Here is a 16,340-nt window from a genome sequence, read left to right on the forward strand (position 1 = left end):
CATTACTTAAGTGGCTGACAATCCCTTTAAAATTTCTATTATTTTCTTCAATATTTTATTAGAAAGTCATTATGCTTTTAATCCGCCGAGAATGAAAGCTGCGACCACAATTAATACAATCCCTGCAGTAATTCCAAGCATTTGACGTTTATCTTTACGTTCTTTCAGTATAAAGATACCGCCGAGTGTTGAAACGATTACTAGTAATTGTGAGAATGAGAAACTTGTTGCGACGCCGACTTTAGGTTGTGAGTAGAACAAGAATAAGTTACCAATGGCCCAAATCACACCTGGTAACAGGTTACGTAACGTATAGCGTGTAGACGTTTGGTGTTTCGCTGATAATAAGAAACCACCGATTGCCATACCAATTGATTGGAAGAATAAGGCATCTAAGCCATTAACGCTAAAGATTTGCGCCACAACCACATATACGACATAGCCGACTGTTGAAATTAATAAAATCACAATTGCTTTACCTAATTTAGATTGGCCTTCGCTCGATTCATTTTTACCTTTAAGTGAAGTCAATGCGATACCGCCCACTAATAAAATCATCGCTAATAGACCTAAAACGACTTGTGTTCCTGTACTCCATTCTCCTAAGAATATTGCGCTGAATAATGTAGTACCAACCAGCTGCATTCCTGTAGAAATCGGCATAGTTTTAGAAACACCAATTAAATCAACAGAGCGTAGTTGGTAACCTTGACCTAATGCCCAGAATGCACCAGAGATCAAACCGACAATAATGACTTTAGGTTCAAAACTAGAATGTCCTGTTAATAAGAGAACAATACCTACAATCAATGCGCCGAGTGTCGTGCCTCGGATTTGATTGTAAGGTCCGCCTCCAACAAGAACGTTAATTAAAACAACACTACCCCAAAAGAGAGCAGGCAGTAATGCGATAAGTAAATCCATCTTCTATCTTTTCCTTTCTATATTTAAACTTACCCCTTAATAAAATAAGAATAAAACAAAGACAAATAAATGGAAAATAAAACGTTTGCTATGAAGGTTAACCTCATAACAAACGCTTATATTATTTGATATATTTGAATTTTTTACGTTCTGAACGAATGTCGAAACCGAGTTCACTGAAGCGGTCTACTAATTGATCATTTTTACTACGTATTTTGAAATAGACTTTATTAATATCATCATATTTAAAAGCAAAGTTAATCGCATGACTTAATAAATTAAAAGCAATTCCTTCATAACGATAATCCGTATGAGATGAGAAATATTTAATTTCTGCTTTATTTTTATCAGGTTTGACTTGCAGATATAAGTAGCCTTTTAAAATACCTTCGCTGACAAAAAAGAATAAATGATTGTTCTCATCTAGTGTATTGACAATTTCAGAAGCAGACATTGCTTCACGACGGAAGTTTTTCTGATGTAAGCGATCGAAATGTGCGAAAAAAGCTTTGTGATATGGAATGATTTGACGTTCAGCCGCAGGACTTGTTTCAATTGTGTGATCAGTTGAAAGATAATAGTCAGTGAACGTATAGTGTGCATCAATGGATTTCATCAATGAACTTTTATAGTCGTCTGTAATATCAAATGAAAAATTGAAATGAGATTGATCAGGTTGATCTGCAATTAAAGTTTCAAAAAGGCTTTTAAAAGCTTGCGCATCTAATTGATCATTTGAATTGATGAACGGCCCAACCATTTTAAAATGGTTAGTATCATAGGAGAATCCACCCATCAGCATACGGACTTTGTCACTTTCGTCAATGAGCGCATAGACGCCTGTGTCTTGTTTTAAAGCCTCAATACTTTGTGTCAATGAAACGTTTTTTTCGTGAAGCTTATAAATATAGGAACAATAGGATGTATCGGCTTGGTGAATAAAACTTTGGATGTCTTGAACAGCTTCAATTTTAACGGCTTTCATAAGAACCTCCTTGGTTGTTATATAAAGAACACCTTTTTATTTATTATACTTTGTTTTGTGTTGAGATAAAAGCAAAGGTACGAGAAACAAGCACAATAAATCATGTTACAATAGAAATACGATTTTGAGAAAGGAAAATGAAGATGAAATCATTAATTCTAGCAGAGAAACCTTCTGTGGCCCGTGATATTGCGAACGCATTGAATGTACATCAAAAGCGCAATGGCTATTTTGAAAACAATCAATATATTGTGACATGGGCTTTAGGTCATCTGGTAACGAATGCAACTCCAGAACAATATGATTCGAAGTTTAAAACATGGGATTTGCAAGAACTGCCAATTATCCCAAAATATATGAAAACAGTCGTTATTCCAAAAACAAAGAAACAATTCAATACAGTCAAATCATTGATGTTAAAAGATGTAGTTAAAGAAATTATCATTGCGACTGATGCTGGAAGAGAAGGGGAGCTCGTTGCACGTTTGATTTTAGATAAGGTGCATAATAAGAAACCGATTAAACGTTTATGGATCAGTTCGATTACAGCCAAAGCGATTCGTAACGGGTTCAAACATTTAAAAGATGGTAAAGCATACTTGCCATTATATCGTGCAGCATTAGCACGTAGTGAGGCAGACTGGATTGTTGGGATTAATGCGACGCGCGCATTAACAACGAAATATGATGCACAGTTATCATTAGGTCGTGTTCAAACACCGACGATTCAACTTGTTCAAATGCGCCAAGATGAAATCAGACATTTTAGACCTTCTAAATATTATACGTTAGAAGCACAAGTGGATGGACAAAACTTTAAGTTGATTTCAAAACAACGTATCTATGACAAACAAGTATTCACAGATATGGTTCAACAATTAGAACAACAAACGGGCATTGTTGAATCAGTAACATCAAAACGAAAGAAACAATATCCTGCGAAGTTGTTCAGTTTAACTGATTTACAACAAGAAGCTTATCAACGTTATCGTATGGGTGCGAAAGAAACACTGAATACACTTCAAAACTTATATGAACGTCATAAGTTGGTTACGTATCCAAGAACGGATTCGAACTATTTAACGGATGACATGGTAGAAACATTTAAAGAACGTTTACAAGCATTGCTTGCGACTGAGTATAAAGAAGCGGTGCGTCCATTAGTCAATAAACAGTTCAGTGCTAAAATGGGTATCGTAAATAATCAGAAGGTATCAGATCATCATGCAATTATTCCAACAGAAATTCGTCCTAACATGAATGATTTGAGCCAACGTGAACAAAAGGTCTATTTAATGATTGCAGAACGATTTATAGAGAACTTGTTGCCGCCGTATGAGTATGAAGCGGTCAAAGTTATCTTGAAGGTCGGTAAGCAGACCTTTGAATTGCAAGATAAAGTAACCTTACAACTTGGTTTCAAACAATTACGCAATGAATCAACCACACAATCAGAACCAATACAATTTAAACAAGGTGCAACTTATAAAGTTCAACGTTTCCATATTCAAGAACATGAAACAACACCGCCGCCATACTTTAACGAGGGAACATTGTTAAAAGCAATGGAAAGTCCTCAAAAGTTCTTTGAACTCAAAAATAAAAAACATTCACAAACTTTGAAACAAACAGGCGGTATTGGTACGGTAGCAACACGTGCAGATATAATCGAAAAGCTGTTTAATATGAATGCGATTGAAGCAAGAGATGGTCATATTAAAGTTACGTCTAAAGGACGCCAAATTTTAGAACTCGCACCACAATCACTTACTTCACCATTGCTTACAGCAGAATGGGAAGAAAAATTAACGCAAATTGAACAAGGTAAATATGATGCACGTCAGTTCATAAAAGAGATGAAACATTTTACTGAAACTATTGTGAATGAAATTAAAAACAGTGAACAGAAATATAAACATGATAACTTGACCACTACAGAATGTCCGACATGCGGTAAATTCATGATTAAAGTCAAAACAAAAAATGGTCAAATGCTTGTATGCCAAGACCCAGCATGTAAGACAAAGAAAAATGTACAACGTAAAACGAATGCACGTTGTCCAAACTGTCATAAGAAAATGACATTATTCGGTAAAGGTAAAAAAGCGACATATCGTTGTGTTTGCGGTCACTCTGAAACACAAGAACAAATGGATCAAAGACATAAGAATAAAGGTAAAGGCAAAGTATCTAAACGTGAGATGAAGAAATATATGGGTAAAGAAGAAATGAACAATAATCCATTCCAAGATGCTTTGAAGAATTTGAAACTTTAATTAGAAGACACACTCATTAACGAATTTTAACGAACAATATTTAAAAATATAGTGTTGAAATCGTTCGAAAATGAGTGTGTTTTTCAAATTTCTATTAAAATTGTTTGGTTTTTTCTTAAATCTTCATTGTATTTTCTTTGAATAGGGATTAGAATATTAAGGTATTTCATTTAAGGAGACTTTAAAGTGAAAAAATATTTCCAATTTGATAAGTATCAAACGAATTATCGTCGTGAGATTTTAGGCGGTTTAACAACTTTCTTATCTATGGCTTACATATTAGCTGTTAACCCGCAGATTTTAAGTTTAGCAGGTGTAAAAGGTATCCCAGATGATATGAAGATGGATCAGGGCGCAGTATTTGTTGCGACAGCCTTAGCTGCATTTGTGGGTTCATTATTTATGGGACTCATTGCTAGATATCCAATCGCATTAGCACCAGGTATGGGACTGAATGCATTCTTCGCATTTACTGTTGTGTTAACAATGGGGATTCCATGGCAAATCGGTTTAACAGGTGTGTTATGTTCAGGTATCTTCTTTGCGATATTAACCGTAACGGGACTCCGGGAGACCATTATTAACGCCATACCGTATGAGATGAAAATGGCTGTAACAGCGGGTATCGGTTTGTTTATTACCTTTGTTGGTTTACAAGGTGCAGGTATTATTGTGAATAATGATTCTACGCTTGTAACTTTAGGCCATATTACAGACGGTAAAGTATTATTAGCAGTATTTGGTATCATCGTAACGGTTGTACTTTATGCTAAAAAAGTACCGGGTGCTATCTTTATCGGTATGATTTTAACGTCAGCCGGCGGATTATTAACTGGTTTAATTCAAATGCCACATGCAGTAGTAGGAAAGATTCCAAGTATTGCGCCAACATTCGGTGCAGCATTTGAAGCATTTAAAGACCCAGGTCAATTATTTACAGTACAATTTTTAATTGTTATTTTAACGTTCTTGTTCATTGATTTCTTTGATACAGCAGGAACATTAGTGGCAGTGGCTTCACAAGCAGGTATGATGAAAGATAATAAATTACCTCGTGCAGGTCGTGCTTTATTCTCAGATTCTATCGCTACAATCGTAGGTTCTATTTTCGGTACAACAACAACGACTTCATACATTGAATCAACATCGGGTGTTGCTGTAGGTGCAAGAACTGGTTTTGCGAGTATTGTAACAGGTGTCTGTTTCCTATTAGCATTATTCTTCAGTCCATTAATGGCTGTTGTTACGAGTGCAGTCACAGCTCCAGCATTAATCGTAGTAGGGGTATTAATGGCAGGAAACTTATCACAAATTGATTGGAAGAAATTTGAATTGGCTGTTCCAGCGTTCATTACAATTATTATGATGCCACTATCTTATTCAATTGCGACAGGTATCGCATGTGGTTTCATCTTCTATCCAATTACAATGTTAGTGACGAAACGTCATAAAGAAGTACATCCAATTATGTATGTATTAATGGTATTATTCATTTTATACTTCGTATTCGTACACGGTTAAAACAAACGATTAAGCAAGCTCATGAGATATGGGCTTGTTTTTTTAATATCAAAAAAGACACTTGCACAATTCGCAAGTGTCTTACTGCAAGAGATAATATTAACCTTTACCACCCATGAACGCAGGGTAATTCGTCATACCGCCATCAACATAAATTGTTGTGCCGTGAATATAACTTGCTGCATCAGATGCTAAGAATAAAGCAACGTTAGCCACTTGCTCTGTTTCGCCAATTTCTCTTGCAGGAATCATTTTAAGAGTTTCTTCACGTGTTTCAGGATCAGAGAATTTCTCTTTCGTATGCTCTGTAACGACTGCACCTGGTGAAATGTTATTAATGCGGATACCGTATTGTGCATATTCCATAGACATTGTTTCCATCATACTTTTTAGGCCGGCCTTACTTGCTGAATAATTTACATAGTAAGGCCATGGAATGATGTCATGCACACTCGCTGTATTAATGATTACTCCTTTTTTATCTTCTTTAAGGAAGTATTTAACAGCTTCTCTTGAACCGATGAATGCACCTGTTAAGTTAACATCAAGTGCTTTTTGGAACTCTTCAACAGACATTTCATGAGAAGCAACAGGATTTTCAAATCCAGCGTTATTAATCATAATGTCTAAAGTGCCAAAATGTTTGATGGCTTGTTCTACAAGGTTGATGATATCTTCTTCGTTTGTAACATCACCTTGGACTGGTAAAGCTTGTCCACCGTGATCTTCGATTTCTTTTTTGAGTTTTTCTAACTCAGGTTCGTGTTTAGAAGAACGGTAATTTAAAACAACTTTCGCTTTTGCTTTACCAAACGCTTCAGCGTAAGCTTTACCAATTCCGCTGCCACTACCTGTGACAATAACTACTTTATTTTCTAAATCTTGATACATATCTCTATCTCCTTTTATCTATATCATGCTTTATTTCTATTCAATATAGTTAAAAAGCAATATGTTTCATCGTTATTATGAACTCTATCAATATACCCGCTTCTAAAAATTAATAATCCAAACACCTTTAACTTCTAAAATAAATATAAATAGAAGCGTTTTCATTACAATAGGAAGAAACTCATAAAATTACTTGTAAATATAAAAAGATACCGACAGATCTGCCGGTATTTATCTATAACTTATTTAATTCGACGTCCATGTTCATCATAAACAGCTCTCGCATTTCGATTTGGCATATAAATAGGAGTGCTCATGACAATAAACAAGAAGAACAACATTAAGAAGAATAAAATCCAATGTACAATCATTCCGACAAAAGGAACAATTGCGATAAACGAACCAGCGATTCCTAATAAAGGAATAATGACCATAGGACGAATTGTATTTTGGCTGTCAGCTAATAATGCGATAACGAGTAATAAATAGAAGAAAGCATTAATGATTAATGGCTGCCAACCAAATGAAACGATGATAGAACCTCCTAAGAAAGGAATACCATATAAAAGTTCAGAGAGCAGCAAGATAATGCTTATAATGATTAATGCGATTCTTGTACTATGTTTCACTTTTAATCACCACCATTCATTTACTATTATATAGGATGTGAGTCGATTGAAAAAATATGAAGACTTAGAGAAAAAAATCTTTATACGGGTTGAAGTGTGCAATCATTTGCAGTAAAATATATTGGTATGTGTTAGAGAAAAAGTCTAACATAAAAAAAGTTACATGAAATGGTTGCAACTAAGCGCTGATTCGTGTAACATATCTAATGTTGGACTTTGAATACGCGATGAAGCGAAAGGTTACTGACACACCCGGCCGCTTTGCCATGGCGTTGTGTGAGATAGTTTTCGTGGAGAAGTCTATCACTAAATGTAGACGATATAAGGAGGGAAAATTATGGCAAAACAAAAAATCAGAATCAGATTAAAAGCTTATGATCACAGAGTAATTGATCAATCAGCTGAGAAAATTGTTGAAACAGCAAAACGTTCTGGTGCAGAAGTTTCTGGACCAATTCCATTACCAACTGAAAAATCAATTTACACTATCATCCGTGCGGTGCATAAGTACAAAGATTCTCGTGAGCAATTCGAACAACGTACTCATAAACGTTTAATCGACATTGTTAACCCTACACCAAAAACTGTTGATGCTCTTATGGGCTTAAACTTACCATCAGGTGTAGACATCGAAATTAAATTATAATAGAAAATCATAGGAGGTGGACTTTCGATGACCAAAGGAATCTTAGGAAGAAAAATCGGGATGACACAAGTATTCGGTGAAAACGGAGACTTAATCCCAGTAACTGTAGTAGAAGCAGGACAAAACGTAGTATTACAAAAGAAAACTGAAGAGGTAGACGGTTACAACGCTATCCAAGTAGGTTTTGAAGACAAACAAGCATACAAAAAAGACAGCAAGTCAAATAAATATGCTAATAAACCAGCTGAAGGTCACGCTAAAAAAGCTGACACAGCTCCTAAGCGCTTCATTCGTGAATTCAGAAACATCAATGTTGATGAATACGAAGTAGGTCAAGAAGTCTCAGTTGATACATTTGAAGCTGGGGACATCATTGACGTAACTGGAGTATCTAAAGGTAAAGGTTTCCAAGGTAATATCAAACGTCATGGCCACGGTCGTGGACCAATGTCTCACGGTTCTCATTTCCACAGAGCGCCAGGTTCTGTAGGTATGGCATCTGACGCATCTAAAGTATTTAAAGGTCACAAAATGCCAGGTCGTATGGGTGGCAACACAGTGACAGTACAAAACTTAGAAGTTGTACAAATCGATACAGAAAACAACGTTATCTTAGTTAAAGGTAATGTGCCTGGTCCTAAAAAAGGATTAGTAGAAATCAAAACTTCAATTAAAAAAGGTAACAAATAATTAATTAACGAAAGGAGGAAAATGCATAATGGCAAATTATGATGTATTAAAAGTAGACGGATCAAAAGCAGGTTCAGTTGAATTAAGCGATGCTGTATTCGCAATTGAACCAAACAAAGATGTTCTTTTCGAAGCAATTAACTTACAACGTGCTTCATTACGCCAAGGTACGCATTCGGTTAAAAACCGTTCAGCAGTACGCGGCGGTGGACGTAAACCATGGAGACAAAAAGGTACAGGACGTGCGCGTCAAGGTACTATCCGTGCTCCACAATGGCGTGGTGGCGGTATCGTATTCGGACCGACTCCAAGAAGCTATGCATACAAAATGCCTAAGAAAATGCGTCGTTTAGCATTACGTTCTGCATTATCTTTCAAAGTACAAGAAAATGAATTCAAAATTATTGATGCTTTCGGTTTAGAAGCACCAAAAACTAAAGAATTCACTAAAGTATTATCAAACTTAGAATTACCTAAAAAAGTTTTAGTAGTTACTGAATCAGAAGATGTAAATGTTGAATTATCAGCACGTAACATTCCTAGTGTTCAAATCACTACTGTAACTGGTTTAAACGTATTAGACATCACTAGCGCTGACAGTGTATTAATTACAGAAGCAGCTGCTAAAAAAGTTGAGGAGGTGCTCGGATAATGGAAGCAAGAGACGTTCTTAAGCGCCCCGTAATCACAGAAAAATCTTCAGAAGCAATGGCTGAAGACAAATACACTTTTGATGTAGATACACGTGCGAATAAAACACAAGTTAAAATTGCAGTTGAAGAAATTTTCGATGTTAAAGTAGACAAAGTAAATATCGTCAACTACAAAGCTAAGAAAAAACGTATGGGCCGTTACCAAGGCTATACAAACAGAAGACGCAAAGCGATCGTTACACTTAAAGAAGGATCAATCGATCTATTCAACTAAAAAATAAAATTACCAATAAGGAGGTAAGCGACAATGGCTCTTAAACATTATAAGCCGATTACAAATGGTCGTCGTAATATGACTTCATTGGATTTCGCTGAAATCACAAAAACGACTCCAGAAAAGTCATTATTACAACCGCTACCGAAAAAAGCGGGACGCAACAACCAAGGTAAAATGACAGTACGCCATCATGGTGGCGGACACAAACGTCAATACCGCGTTATTGATTTCAAACGTAACAAAGATGGAATCCCAGCAAAAGTTGATTCTATCCAATACGATCCAAACCGTTCAGCTAACATTGCATTGTTAGTATATGCAGATGGTGAAAAACGTTACATCATCGCTCCAAAAGGTTTGGTTGTAGGACAAACAGTAGAAAATGGTGAAGAAGCTGACATTAAAGTAGGTAACGCTTTACCATTAGCTAACATTCCAGTAGGTACTGTAGTTCACAATATCGAATTAAAACCTGGCCGTGGCGGACAAATCGCTCGTTCAGCAGGTGCAAGTGCTCAAGTACTTGGTAAAGAAGGTAAATACGTATTAGTAAGACTTCGCTCAGGTGAGGTTCGTATGATCCTTTCAACTTGCCGTGCAACAGTAGGTCAAGTTGGTAACTTACAACATGAACTTGTTAACGTTGGTAAAGCCGGACGTTCTCGTTGGAAAGGTATCCGTCCAACAGTTCGTGGTTCTGTAATGAACCCTAACGATCACCCACACGGTGGTGGTGAAGGTCGTGCTCCAATCGGTATGCCATCACCAATGTCACCATGGGGTAAACCAACTCTTGGTAAGAAAACTCGTCGCGGTAAAAAATCATCAGATAAACTTATCGTACGTAGACGTAAAAGAAAATAATAACAACTTATTTGGGTGTGCGGCGTAATCGCTGCACGCACATAATAAGAAGGGAGGCGCCATAATGGCTCGTAGTATTAAAAAAGGACCTTTCGTCGATGACCACTTGATGAAAAAAGTGGAAGCGCAAGAAGGTAATCAGAAAAAAACTGTGATTAAAACTTGGTCACGTCGTTCAACTATTTTCCCTAACTTCATCGGTATTACTTTTGCAGTATACGATGGACGTAAACATGTACCTGTTTATGTAACTGAAGATATGGTTGGTCACAAATTAGGTGAATTTGCTCCAACTCGTACATTCAAAGGACATGCTGCAGACGACAAAAAAACAAGAAGATAAATACTTTCTATTAAGTAGAGGAGGAAGACCAAATGGAAGCAAAAGCGGTTGCTAGAACTATCAGAATCGCACCTCGTAAAGTCAGATTAGTTTTAGACTTAATCAGAGGCAAAAACGTTGGTGAAGCTGTTGCTATTTTAAAATTAACTAACAAAGCATCATCACCAGTTGTTGAAAAATTATTAATGTCCGCTTTAGCTAATGCAGAGCACAACTATGACATGAATACAGATGAATTAGTTGTTAAAGAAGCATATGCTAACGAAGGACCAACTTTAAAACGTTTCCGTCCACGTGCTCAAGGACGCGCAAGTGCAATTAACAAACGTACAAGCCACATTACAATTGTCGTAAGTGACGGCAAAGAAGAAGCTAAAGAAGCTTAATAAACTATCTAAGGAGGGAATACTGTGGGTCAAAAAATTAATCCAATCGGACTTCGTGTTGGTGTTATCCGTGATTGGGACGCTAAATGGTATGCTGAAAAAGATTTCGCTACTTTATTACATGAAGATTTAAAAATCCGTAAGTTCATCGATAACGAATTAAAAGAAGCATCAGTTTCTCACGTAGAAATCGAACGTGCTGCTAACCGTATCAATATTGCAATCCACACTGGTAAACCAGGTATGGTAATTGGTAAAGGCGGTTCAGAAATTGAAAAACTTCGTAACAAATTAAATAACTTAACTAACAAACGTGTACACATTAACGTGATCGAAATCAAAAATGTTGATTTAGATGCTCGTTTAGTTGCTGAGAACATCGCTCGTCAATTAGAAAACCGTGCATCATTCCGTCGTGTACAAAAACAAGCTATTCAAAGAGCTATGAAACTAGGAGCTTTAGGTGTTAAAACTCAAGTTTCAGGTCGTTTAGGCGGAGCTGACATCGCTCGTGCTGAACAATATTCAGAAGGAACTGTTCCACTTCACACATTACGTGCTGACATTGACTACGCACATGCTGAAGCTGATACAACATACGGTAAACTTGGAGTTAAAGTATGGATCTATCGTGGAGAAGTTCTTCCTACTAAGAACAATAGTGAAGGAGGAAAATAATAATGTTGCTACCAAAACGCGTTAAATATCGTCGTCAACATCGTCCAAACACAAAAGGACGTTCTAAAGGCGGTAACTTTGTAACATTTGGTGAGTATGGATTACAAGCTACTACAACTTCTTGGATCACATCTCGTCAAATCGAATCTGCTCGTATTGCGATGACTCGTTATATGAAACGTGGCGGGAAAGTTTGGATTAAAATCTTCCCTCATACACCATATACTAAAAAACCTTTAGAAGTACGTATGGGTGCTGGTAAAGGTGCAGTAGAAGGCTGGATCGCAGTAGTTAAACCAGGTAGAATCTTATTTGAAGTTGCAGGCGTGTCAGAAGAAGTTGCACGCGAAGCATTACGTTTAGCAAGTCACAAACTTCCAGTTAAATCTAAGTTTGTAAAACGTGAAGAATTGGGTGGTGAATCAAATGAAAGCTAAGGAAATTAGAGACTTAACCACTTCAGAAATCGAAGAGCAAATCAAATCTTCAAAAGAAGAACTTTTTAACCTACGCTTTCAGTTAGCTACAGGACAATTAGAGGAAACTGCACGTATTCGTACAGTAAGAAAAACGATTGCACGTCTAAAAACTGTTGCTCGTGAAAGAGAAATTGAACAAAGTAAGGCTAATCAATAATAATTGAAAGAGGAGGTTACAAAAGTGAGCGAAAGAAATGATCGTAAAGTTTATGTAGGTAGAGTCGTATCAGACAAAATGGATAAAACTGTAACTGTACTTGTAGAGACTTACAAAACTCATAAATTATATGGTAAACGAGTAAAATATTCTAAAAAATATAAAACTCATGATGAAAACAATTCAGCTAAATTAGGAGACATCGTTAAGATTCAAGAAACTCGTCCTTTATCAGCAACAAAACGTTTTCGTTTAGTAGAAATTGTTGAAGAATCAGTTATTATTTAATCATTTAAAGATAAGGGAGGTTTAATTCATGATCCAACAAGAAACACGCTTGAAAGTAGCTGACAACTCAGGTGCTCGTGAAGTTCTAACAATCAAAGTATTAGGCGGATCTGGTCGTAAAACAGCGAACATCGGCGACGTAATTGTGTGTACTGTTAAAAATGCTACACCAGGAGGCGTTGTTAAAAAAGGTGAAGTTGTTAAAGCTGTTGTAGTACGTACTAAATCAGGAGTACGTCGTAAAGACGGTTCTTACATCAAATTTGATGAAAATGCATGTGTAGTTATTCGTGACGACAAGAGTCCACGCGGTACTCGTATCTTCGGACCAGTAGCTCGTGAATTACGTGACAGCAACTACATGAAAATTATTTCATTAGCACCAGAAGTACTATAATTTTAATAAATAAAATCTAAGGAGGTGCCCACATGCATATCAAAAAAGGTGACAACGTAATCGTTATCTCAGGTAAAGATAAAGGTAAAACAGGTGTTGTACAAGCAACAGAACCTAAAAAAGACCGTGTCGTTGTGGAAGGTGTGAACATCATTAAAAAGCACCAAAAACCGACTCAATTTAATCCAGAAGGTGGAATCTTAGAAACTGAAGCAGCTATTCATGTTTCTAACGTACAATTATTGGACCCAAAAACAAATGAACCAACTCGTGTAGGTTACAAATTTGTTGATGGTAAAAAAGTTCGTATCGCTAAAAAATCAGGCGAAGAAATCAAATCTAATAATTAATAACTAGTTGAAAGGAGGATCCACTTTGAGCCGTTTAAAAGAAAAATTCAATACAGAAGTTACTGAGAACTTAATGAAAGAATTCAACTATAGTTCAGTAATGGAAGTACCTAAAATCGATAAAATCGTTGTGAACATGGGTGTAGGTGACGCTGTTCAAAACTCTAAAGTATTAGACAATGCTGTTGAAGAGTTAACATTAATTACAGGTCAAAAACCATTAATCACAAAAGCTAAAAAATCAGTAGCAACATTCCGTTTACGTGAAGGTATGCCAATCGGAGCAAAAGTTACTCTTCGCGGAGAAAGAATGTATGAATTCCTTGATAAATTAATCTCAGTATCATTACCACGTGTACGTGACTTCCACGGTGTTTCTAAAAAAGCATTCGACGGTCGTGGTAACTACACATTAGGTATCAAAGAACAATTAATTTTCCCAGAAATCGATTATGATAAAGTAAGTAAAGTAAGAGGAATGGATATCGTTATTGTTACAACTGCTAAAACTGACGAAGAAGCCCGTGCATTGTTAACTCAATTCGGTATGCCATTTCAAAAGTAAGCTCTAATATAAAGGAGGCTAATTAAGTGGCTAAAAAATCAATGGTTGTAAAACAAGCTAAAAAGCAAAAATTCCCAGTGCGCGAATACACTCGTTGTGAACGCTGTGGACGCCCACATTCTGTATACCGCAAATTTAAATTATGCCGTATCTGTTTCCGTGAATTAGCTTATAAAGGCCAAATCCCTGGCGTTCGTAAAGCTAGCTGGTAATTAAAGAGAGTCTTGAAAGGAGGCAACAATCTATGACAATGTCAGATCCAATCGCAGATATGCTAACTCGTGTAAGAAACGCAAACATGGTGCGTCATGAAAAAATCGAGTTGCCTGCGTCAAATATTAAAAAACAAATTGCTGAAATCCTTAAAAACGAAGGTTTCATTAAAAACGTTGAGTTCGTAGAAGATGATAAACAAGGTGTTTTACGTTTATTCCTTAAATATGGTCAAAACAACGAACGCGTTATCACAGGCTTAAAACGTATTTCTAAACCAGGTTTACGTGTCTATGCTAAAGCTGACGAAGTACCTAAAGTATTAAACGGTTTAGGTATCGCATTAGTTTCAACATCTGAAGGTATCGTAACTGACAGAGAAGCAAGAAAACGTAACGTAGGCGGAGAAGTATTAGCATACGTTTGGTAATAAATAATTAAGGAGGTGCCCGTAAATGAGCCGTGTAGGTAAGAAAATTATTGAAATTCCTAGCGATGTTACAGTAGACATCAAAGGTAATACAGTTACAGTAAAAGGTCCTAAAGGTGAATTATCACGTACTATGGATCCTAGCATGACTTACAAATTAGAAGACAACACATTAGAAGTTGTACGTCCATCTGATTCTCAAAAAGACAGAACAGTTCATGGAACAACTCGTGCGTTAATTAACAATATGGTACAAGGTGTAGCTAAAGGTTTCGAAAAAACTTTAGAACTTATCGGTGTTGGTTACCGTGCACAATTGCAAGGTAGCAACTTAGTACTTAACGTTGGTTACTCTCACCCAGTTGAATTCAAACCAGAAGATGGTATCACATTCACAGTTGAGAAAAACACAACAGTTAAAGTTGAAGGTATTTCTAAAGAATTAGTTGGTGCTACAGCATCTAAAATCCGTGCCGTAAGACCACCAGAACCTTATAAAGGTAAAGGTATCCGTTACCAAGGCGAATATGTTCGTCGTAAAGAAGGTAAAACTGGTAAATAATAAATAACTCTCTAAAGAAAGGAGAATAAAGCATGATCAGCAAAATTGATAAAAATAAAGTACGCTTAAAAAGACATGCACGTGTACGTACTAACTTAACTGGTACTTCTGAAAAACCACGTTTAAACGTATATCGTTCTAACAAACACATCTATGCACAAATCATTGATGATACTAAAGGCGTAACTTTAGCTCAAGCATCAACTCAAGATAAAGATTTCGAAAATGAAACTGGTTCAAAAGTTGAATTATCAGCCAAAGTGGGCGAAGTAATCGCTAAGAAAGCAGTTGATAAAGGTATCACTGCAATCGTCTTCGACCGTGGAGGTTACTTATACCATGGACGTGTTAAAGCATTAGCAGATGCAGCACGTGAAAATGGCTTAGAATTTTAATCATAAAAGGAGGGACAAATAATGGCTCGCAGAGATGAAGAAAACAAAGAATTTGAAGAACGCGTTGTTACGATTAACCGTGTTGCGAAAGTTGTAAAAGGTGGACGTCGTTTCCGTTTCACTGCATTAGTAGTAGTTGGAGACAAAAATGGTCGTGTTGGATTCGGTACAGGTAAAGCACAAGAGGTACCGGAAGCGATCAAAAAAGCGGTAGAAGCTGCTAAAAAAGAATTAGTATCTGTAAACCGTGTTGAAGGTACAACACCACACACAATCACTGGCCGTTTCGGTTCAGGAAGTGTATTATTGAAACCAGCAGCACCTGGTACTGGGGTTATCGCCGGTGGACCAGTTCGTGCCGTATTAGAGTTAGCAGGTATCACTGATATCTTAAGTAAGTCATTAGGTTCTAACACACCAATTAACATGGTTCGTGCTACAATCAATGGTTTAGAAAATCTAAAAAGTGCTGAAGAAGTTGCGAAATTACGCGGCAAATCAGTAGAAGAATTATACAATTAAGGAGGGAAAATGAATAATGGCTAAATTACAAATTACCCTCACACGTAGTGTTATTGGTCGTCCAGAAACACAACGTAAAACTGTTGAAGCATTAGGTTTGAAAAAAACTAACTCTACAGTAGTTGTAGAAGACAACCCAGCTATCCGTGGACAAGTGAACAAAGTAAGTCACTTGCTAAAAGTTGAAGAATTAGACGCATAATTAGATAATATATAAGG

The 16,340-nt window shown here is 36.5% G+C and carries 26 protein-coding genes; 22 read left to right on the plus strand and 4 right to left on the minus strand.

Annotation, left to right across the window (positions count from 1 at the left end):
• Window positions 1-69: 69 nt before the first annotated feature.
• Entirely contained in the window at window positions 70-924 is an 855-nt protein-coding gene (locus tag MUA87_RS03505; RefSeq protein ID WP_002479578.1) for a GRP family sugar transporter, read from the minus strand.
• A gap of 121 nt (window positions 925-1,045) precedes the next feature.
• On the minus strand, window positions 1,046-1,909 hold the full coding sequence (locus tag MUA87_RS03510) for a GNAT family N-acetyltransferase (protein ID WP_023014978.1): 864 nt from the start codon (window positions 1,907-1,909) through the stop codon (window positions 1,046-1,048).
• A 143-nt stretch (window positions 1,910-2,052) separates the two neighbouring features.
• On the opposite strand from MUA87_RS03510, the gene MUA87_RS03515 reads away from it, so the two are divergent.
• On the plus strand, window positions 2,053-4,185 hold the full coding sequence (locus MUA87_RS03515) for a DNA topoisomerase III (RefSeq protein WP_262551302.1): 2,133 nt from the start codon (window positions 2,053-2,055) through the stop codon (window positions 4,183-4,185).
• 186 nt (window positions 4,186-4,371) lie between these two features.
• Complete coding sequence (locus MUA87_RS03520; protein ID WP_002479575.1) at window positions 4,372-5,706, plus strand: NCS2 family permease; 1,335 nt, start codon at window positions 4,372-4,374, stop codon at window positions 5,704-5,706.
• Window positions 5,707-5,805: 99 nt separating this feature from the next.
• Here the strand turns inward: MUA87_RS03520 and MUA87_RS03525 are convergent, their stop codons facing one another.
• Both MUA87_RS03525 and MUA87_RS03530 read right to left on the minus strand, forming a co-directional pair.
• The gene (locus tag MUA87_RS03525; protein WP_002479574.1) at window positions 5,806-6,597 is read right to left on the minus strand and encodes a glucose 1-dehydrogenase; all 792 of its coding nucleotides are present in this window, start codon (window positions 6,595-6,597) and stop codon (window positions 5,806-5,808) included.
• A 242-nt stretch (window positions 6,598-6,839) separates the two neighbouring features.
• The gene (locus MUA87_RS03530) at window positions 6,840-7,226 is read right to left on the minus strand and encodes a hypothetical protein (protein WP_262551304.1); all 387 of its coding nucleotides are present in this window, start codon (window positions 7,224-7,226) and stop codon (window positions 6,840-6,842) included.
• 337 nt (window positions 7,227-7,563) lie between these two features.
• On the opposite strand from MUA87_RS03530, the gene rpsJ reads away from it, so the two are divergent.
• The 20 genes from rpsJ (at window position 7,564) to rpmD (ending at window position 16,323) form a co-directional block, all read left to right on the plus strand.
• Window positions 7,564-7,872: a 30S ribosomal protein S10 gene (rpsJ, locus tag MUA87_RS03535; RefSeq protein ID WP_002479572.1), complete on the plus strand. Its 309-nt coding sequence runs from the start codon at window positions 7,564-7,566 to the stop codon at window positions 7,870-7,872.
• A gap of 27 nt (window positions 7,873-7,899) precedes the next feature.
• Complete coding sequence (gene rplC / locus MUA87_RS03540) at window positions 7,900-8,562, plus strand: 50S ribosomal protein L3 (RefSeq protein ID WP_023014975.1); 663 nt, start codon at window positions 7,900-7,902, stop codon at window positions 8,560-8,562.
• Between the two features lie 28 nt (window positions 8,563-8,590).
• Window positions 8,591-9,214 carry a 50S ribosomal protein L4 gene (gene rplD / locus MUA87_RS03545; protein ID WP_262551305.1) on the plus strand — a complete coding sequence of 208 codons (624 nt, stop codon included), beginning with the start codon at window positions 8,591-8,593 and terminating at the stop codon, window positions 9,212-9,214.
• On the plus strand, window positions 9,214-9,489 hold the full coding sequence (gene rplW, locus MUA87_RS03550) for a 50S ribosomal protein L23 (protein WP_002479569.1): 276 nt from the start codon (window positions 9,214-9,216) through the stop codon (window positions 9,487-9,489). The genes rplD and rplW overlap by 1 nt, the downstream gene beginning before the upstream one ends.
• Window positions 9,490-9,522: 33 nt before the next feature.
• On the plus strand, window positions 9,523-10,356 hold the full coding sequence (rplB, locus tag MUA87_RS03555) for a 50S ribosomal protein L2 (RefSeq protein WP_002479568.1): 834 nt from the start codon (window positions 9,523-9,525) through the stop codon (window positions 10,354-10,356).
• A gap of 64 nt (window positions 10,357-10,420) precedes the next feature.
• Window positions 10,421-10,699, plus strand: coding sequence for a 30S ribosomal protein S19 (gene rpsS / locus MUA87_RS03560; RefSeq protein ID WP_002479567.1), 279 nt, complete (start codon window positions 10,421-10,423; stop codon window positions 10,697-10,699).
• A gap of 32 nt (window positions 10,700-10,731) precedes the next feature.
• Window positions 10,732-11,085, plus strand: coding sequence for a 50S ribosomal protein L22 (gene rplV, locus MUA87_RS03565; RefSeq protein ID WP_002479566.1), 354 nt, complete (start codon window positions 10,732-10,734; stop codon window positions 11,083-11,085).
• A 24-nt stretch (window positions 11,086-11,109) separates the two neighbouring features.
• Window positions 11,110-11,763: a 30S ribosomal protein S3 gene (gene rpsC, locus MUA87_RS03570; RefSeq protein WP_262551306.1), complete on the plus strand. Its 654-nt coding sequence runs from the start codon at window positions 11,110-11,112 to the stop codon at window positions 11,761-11,763.
• A gap of 2 nt (window positions 11,764-11,765) precedes the next feature.
• Complete coding sequence (gene rplP / locus MUA87_RS03575; protein ID WP_002479564.1) at window positions 11,766-12,200, plus strand: 50S ribosomal protein L16; 435 nt, start codon at window positions 11,766-11,768, stop codon at window positions 12,198-12,200.
• Window positions 12,190-12,399: a 50S ribosomal protein L29 gene (gene rpmC, locus MUA87_RS03580; RefSeq protein WP_000644737.1), complete on the plus strand. Its 210-nt coding sequence runs from the start codon at window positions 12,190-12,192 to the stop codon at window positions 12,397-12,399. Before rplP ends, rpmC begins: the two co-directional genes overlap by 11 nt.
• 24 nt (window positions 12,400-12,423) lie before the next feature.
• Window positions 12,424-12,687, plus strand: a complete 264-nt coding sequence (gene rpsQ / locus MUA87_RS03585; protein WP_001829723.1) for a 30S ribosomal protein S17 — start codon at window positions 12,424-12,426, stop codon at window positions 12,685-12,687.
• 28 nt (window positions 12,688-12,715) lie between these two features.
• Window positions 12,716-13,084 carry a 50S ribosomal protein L14 gene (rplN, locus tag MUA87_RS03590; RefSeq protein ID WP_002479563.1) on the plus strand — a complete coding sequence of 123 codons (369 nt, stop codon included), beginning with the start codon at window positions 12,716-12,718 and terminating at the stop codon, window positions 13,082-13,084.
• Window positions 13,085-13,116: 32 nt separating this feature from the next.
• Complete coding sequence (rplX, locus tag MUA87_RS03595; protein ID WP_002479562.1) at window positions 13,117-13,434, plus strand: 50S ribosomal protein L24; 318 nt, start codon at window positions 13,117-13,119, stop codon at window positions 13,432-13,434.
• Between the two features lie 25 nt (window positions 13,435-13,459).
• Window positions 13,460-13,999, plus strand: coding sequence for a 50S ribosomal protein L5 (rplE, locus tag MUA87_RS03600; protein WP_262551307.1), 540 nt, complete (start codon window positions 13,460-13,462; stop codon window positions 13,997-13,999).
• A 26-nt stretch (window positions 14,000-14,025) separates the two neighbouring features.
• Complete coding sequence (locus MUA87_RS03605) at window positions 14,026-14,211, plus strand: type Z 30S ribosomal protein S14 (RefSeq protein ID WP_002479560.1); 186 nt, start codon at window positions 14,026-14,028, stop codon at window positions 14,209-14,211.
• Between the two features lie 32 nt (window positions 14,212-14,243).
• The gene (gene rpsH / locus MUA87_RS03610) at window positions 14,244-14,642 is read left to right on the plus strand and encodes a 30S ribosomal protein S8 (protein ID WP_002479559.1); all 399 of its coding nucleotides are present in this window, start codon (window positions 14,244-14,246) and stop codon (window positions 14,640-14,642) included.
• Window positions 14,643-14,667: 25 nt separating this feature from the next.
• The gene (gene rplF / locus MUA87_RS03615; protein ID WP_002479558.1) at window positions 14,668-15,204 is read left to right on the plus strand and encodes a 50S ribosomal protein L6; all 537 of its coding nucleotides are present in this window, start codon (window positions 14,668-14,670) and stop codon (window positions 15,202-15,204) included.
• Between the two features lie 32 nt (window positions 15,205-15,236).
• Window positions 15,237-15,599 carry a 50S ribosomal protein L18 gene (gene rplR / locus MUA87_RS03620; protein WP_002479557.1) on the plus strand — a complete coding sequence of 121 codons (363 nt, stop codon included), beginning with the start codon at window positions 15,237-15,239 and terminating at the stop codon, window positions 15,597-15,599.
• Between the two features lie 21 nt (window positions 15,600-15,620).
• Window positions 15,621-16,121, plus strand: a complete 501-nt coding sequence (gene rpsE / locus MUA87_RS03625) for a 30S ribosomal protein S5 (protein ID WP_002479556.1) — start codon at window positions 15,621-15,623, stop codon at window positions 16,119-16,121.
• A 16-nt stretch (window positions 16,122-16,137) separates the two neighbouring features.
• A complete protein-coding gene (rpmD, locus tag MUA87_RS03630) occupies window positions 16,138-16,323 on the plus strand; it encodes a 50S ribosomal protein L30 (RefSeq protein ID WP_002479555.1) in 186 nt (61 codons plus the stop codon).
• The last annotated feature ends 17 nt before the right edge of the window (window positions 16,324-16,340 follow it).

Source organism: Staphylococcus simulans (assembly GCF_025561465.1).
GTDB classification, from domain to species: Bacteria; Bacillota; Bacilli; order Staphylococcales; family Staphylococcaceae; genus Staphylococcus; species Staphylococcus simulans.

Bases quoted from the DNA above. Each gene is read 5' to 3' on its own strand.
- MUA87_RS03505 (WP_002479578.1), bottom strand. From the start codon at position 924: ATGGATTTACTTATCGCATTACTGCCTGCTCTCTTTTGGGGTAGTGTT.
- MUA87_RS03510 (WP_023014978.1), bottom strand. From the start codon at position 1,909: ATGAAAGCCGTTAAAATTGAAGCTGTTCAAGACATCCAAAGTTTTATT.
- MUA87_RS03515 (WP_262551302.1), top strand. From the start codon at position 2,053: ATGAAATCATTAATTCTAGCAGAGAAACCTTCTGTGGCCCGTGATATT.
- MUA87_RS03525 (WP_002479574.1), bottom strand. From the start codon at position 6,597: ATGTATCAAGATTTAGAAAATAAAGTAGTTATTGTCACAGGTAGTGGC.
- rpsJ (WP_002479572.1), top strand. From the start codon at position 7,564: ATGGCAAAACAAAAAATCAGAATCAGATTAAAAGCTTATGATCACAGA.
- rplC (WP_023014975.1), top strand. From the start codon at position 7,900: ATGACCAAAGGAATCTTAGGAAGAAAAATCGGGATGACACAAGTATTC.
- rplD (WP_262551305.1), top strand. From the start codon at position 8,591: ATGGCAAATTATGATGTATTAAAAGTAGACGGATCAAAAGCAGGTTCA.
- rplW (WP_002479569.1), top strand. From the start codon at position 9,214: ATGGAAGCAAGAGACGTTCTTAAGCGCCCCGTAATCACAGAAAAATCT.
- rplB (WP_002479568.1), top strand. From the start codon at position 9,523: ATGGCTCTTAAACATTATAAGCCGATTACAAATGGTCGTCGTAATATG.
- rpsS (WP_002479567.1), top strand. From the start codon at position 10,421: ATGGCTCGTAGTATTAAAAAAGGACCTTTCGTCGATGACCACTTGATG.
- rplV (WP_002479566.1), top strand. From the start codon at position 10,732: ATGGAAGCAAAAGCGGTTGCTAGAACTATCAGAATCGCACCTCGTAAA.
- rplP (WP_002479564.1), top strand. From the start codon at position 11,766: ATGTTGCTACCAAAACGCGTTAAATATCGTCGTCAACATCGTCCAAAC.
- rpmC (WP_000644737.1), top strand. From the start codon at position 12,190: ATGAAAGCTAAGGAAATTAGAGACTTAACCACTTCAGAAATCGAAGAG.
- rplN (WP_002479563.1), top strand. From the start codon at position 12,716: ATGATCCAACAAGAAACACGCTTGAAAGTAGCTGACAACTCAGGTGCT.
- rplX (WP_002479562.1), top strand. From the start codon at position 13,117: ATGCATATCAAAAAAGGTGACAACGTAATCGTTATCTCAGGTAAAGAT.
- rpsH (WP_002479559.1), top strand. From the start codon at position 14,244: ATGACAATGTCAGATCCAATCGCAGATATGCTAACTCGTGTAAGAAAC.
- rplF (WP_002479558.1), top strand. From the start codon at position 14,668: ATGAGCCGTGTAGGTAAGAAAATTATTGAAATTCCTAGCGATGTTACA.
- rplR (WP_002479557.1), top strand. From the start codon at position 15,237: ATGATCAGCAAAATTGATAAAAATAAAGTACGCTTAAAAAGACATGCA.
- rpsE (WP_002479556.1), top strand. From the start codon at position 15,621: ATGGCTCGCAGAGATGAAGAAAACAAAGAATTTGAAGAACGCGTTGTT.
- rpmD (WP_002479555.1), top strand. From the start codon at position 16,138: ATGGCTAAATTACAAATTACCCTCACACGTAGTGTTATTGGTCGTCCA.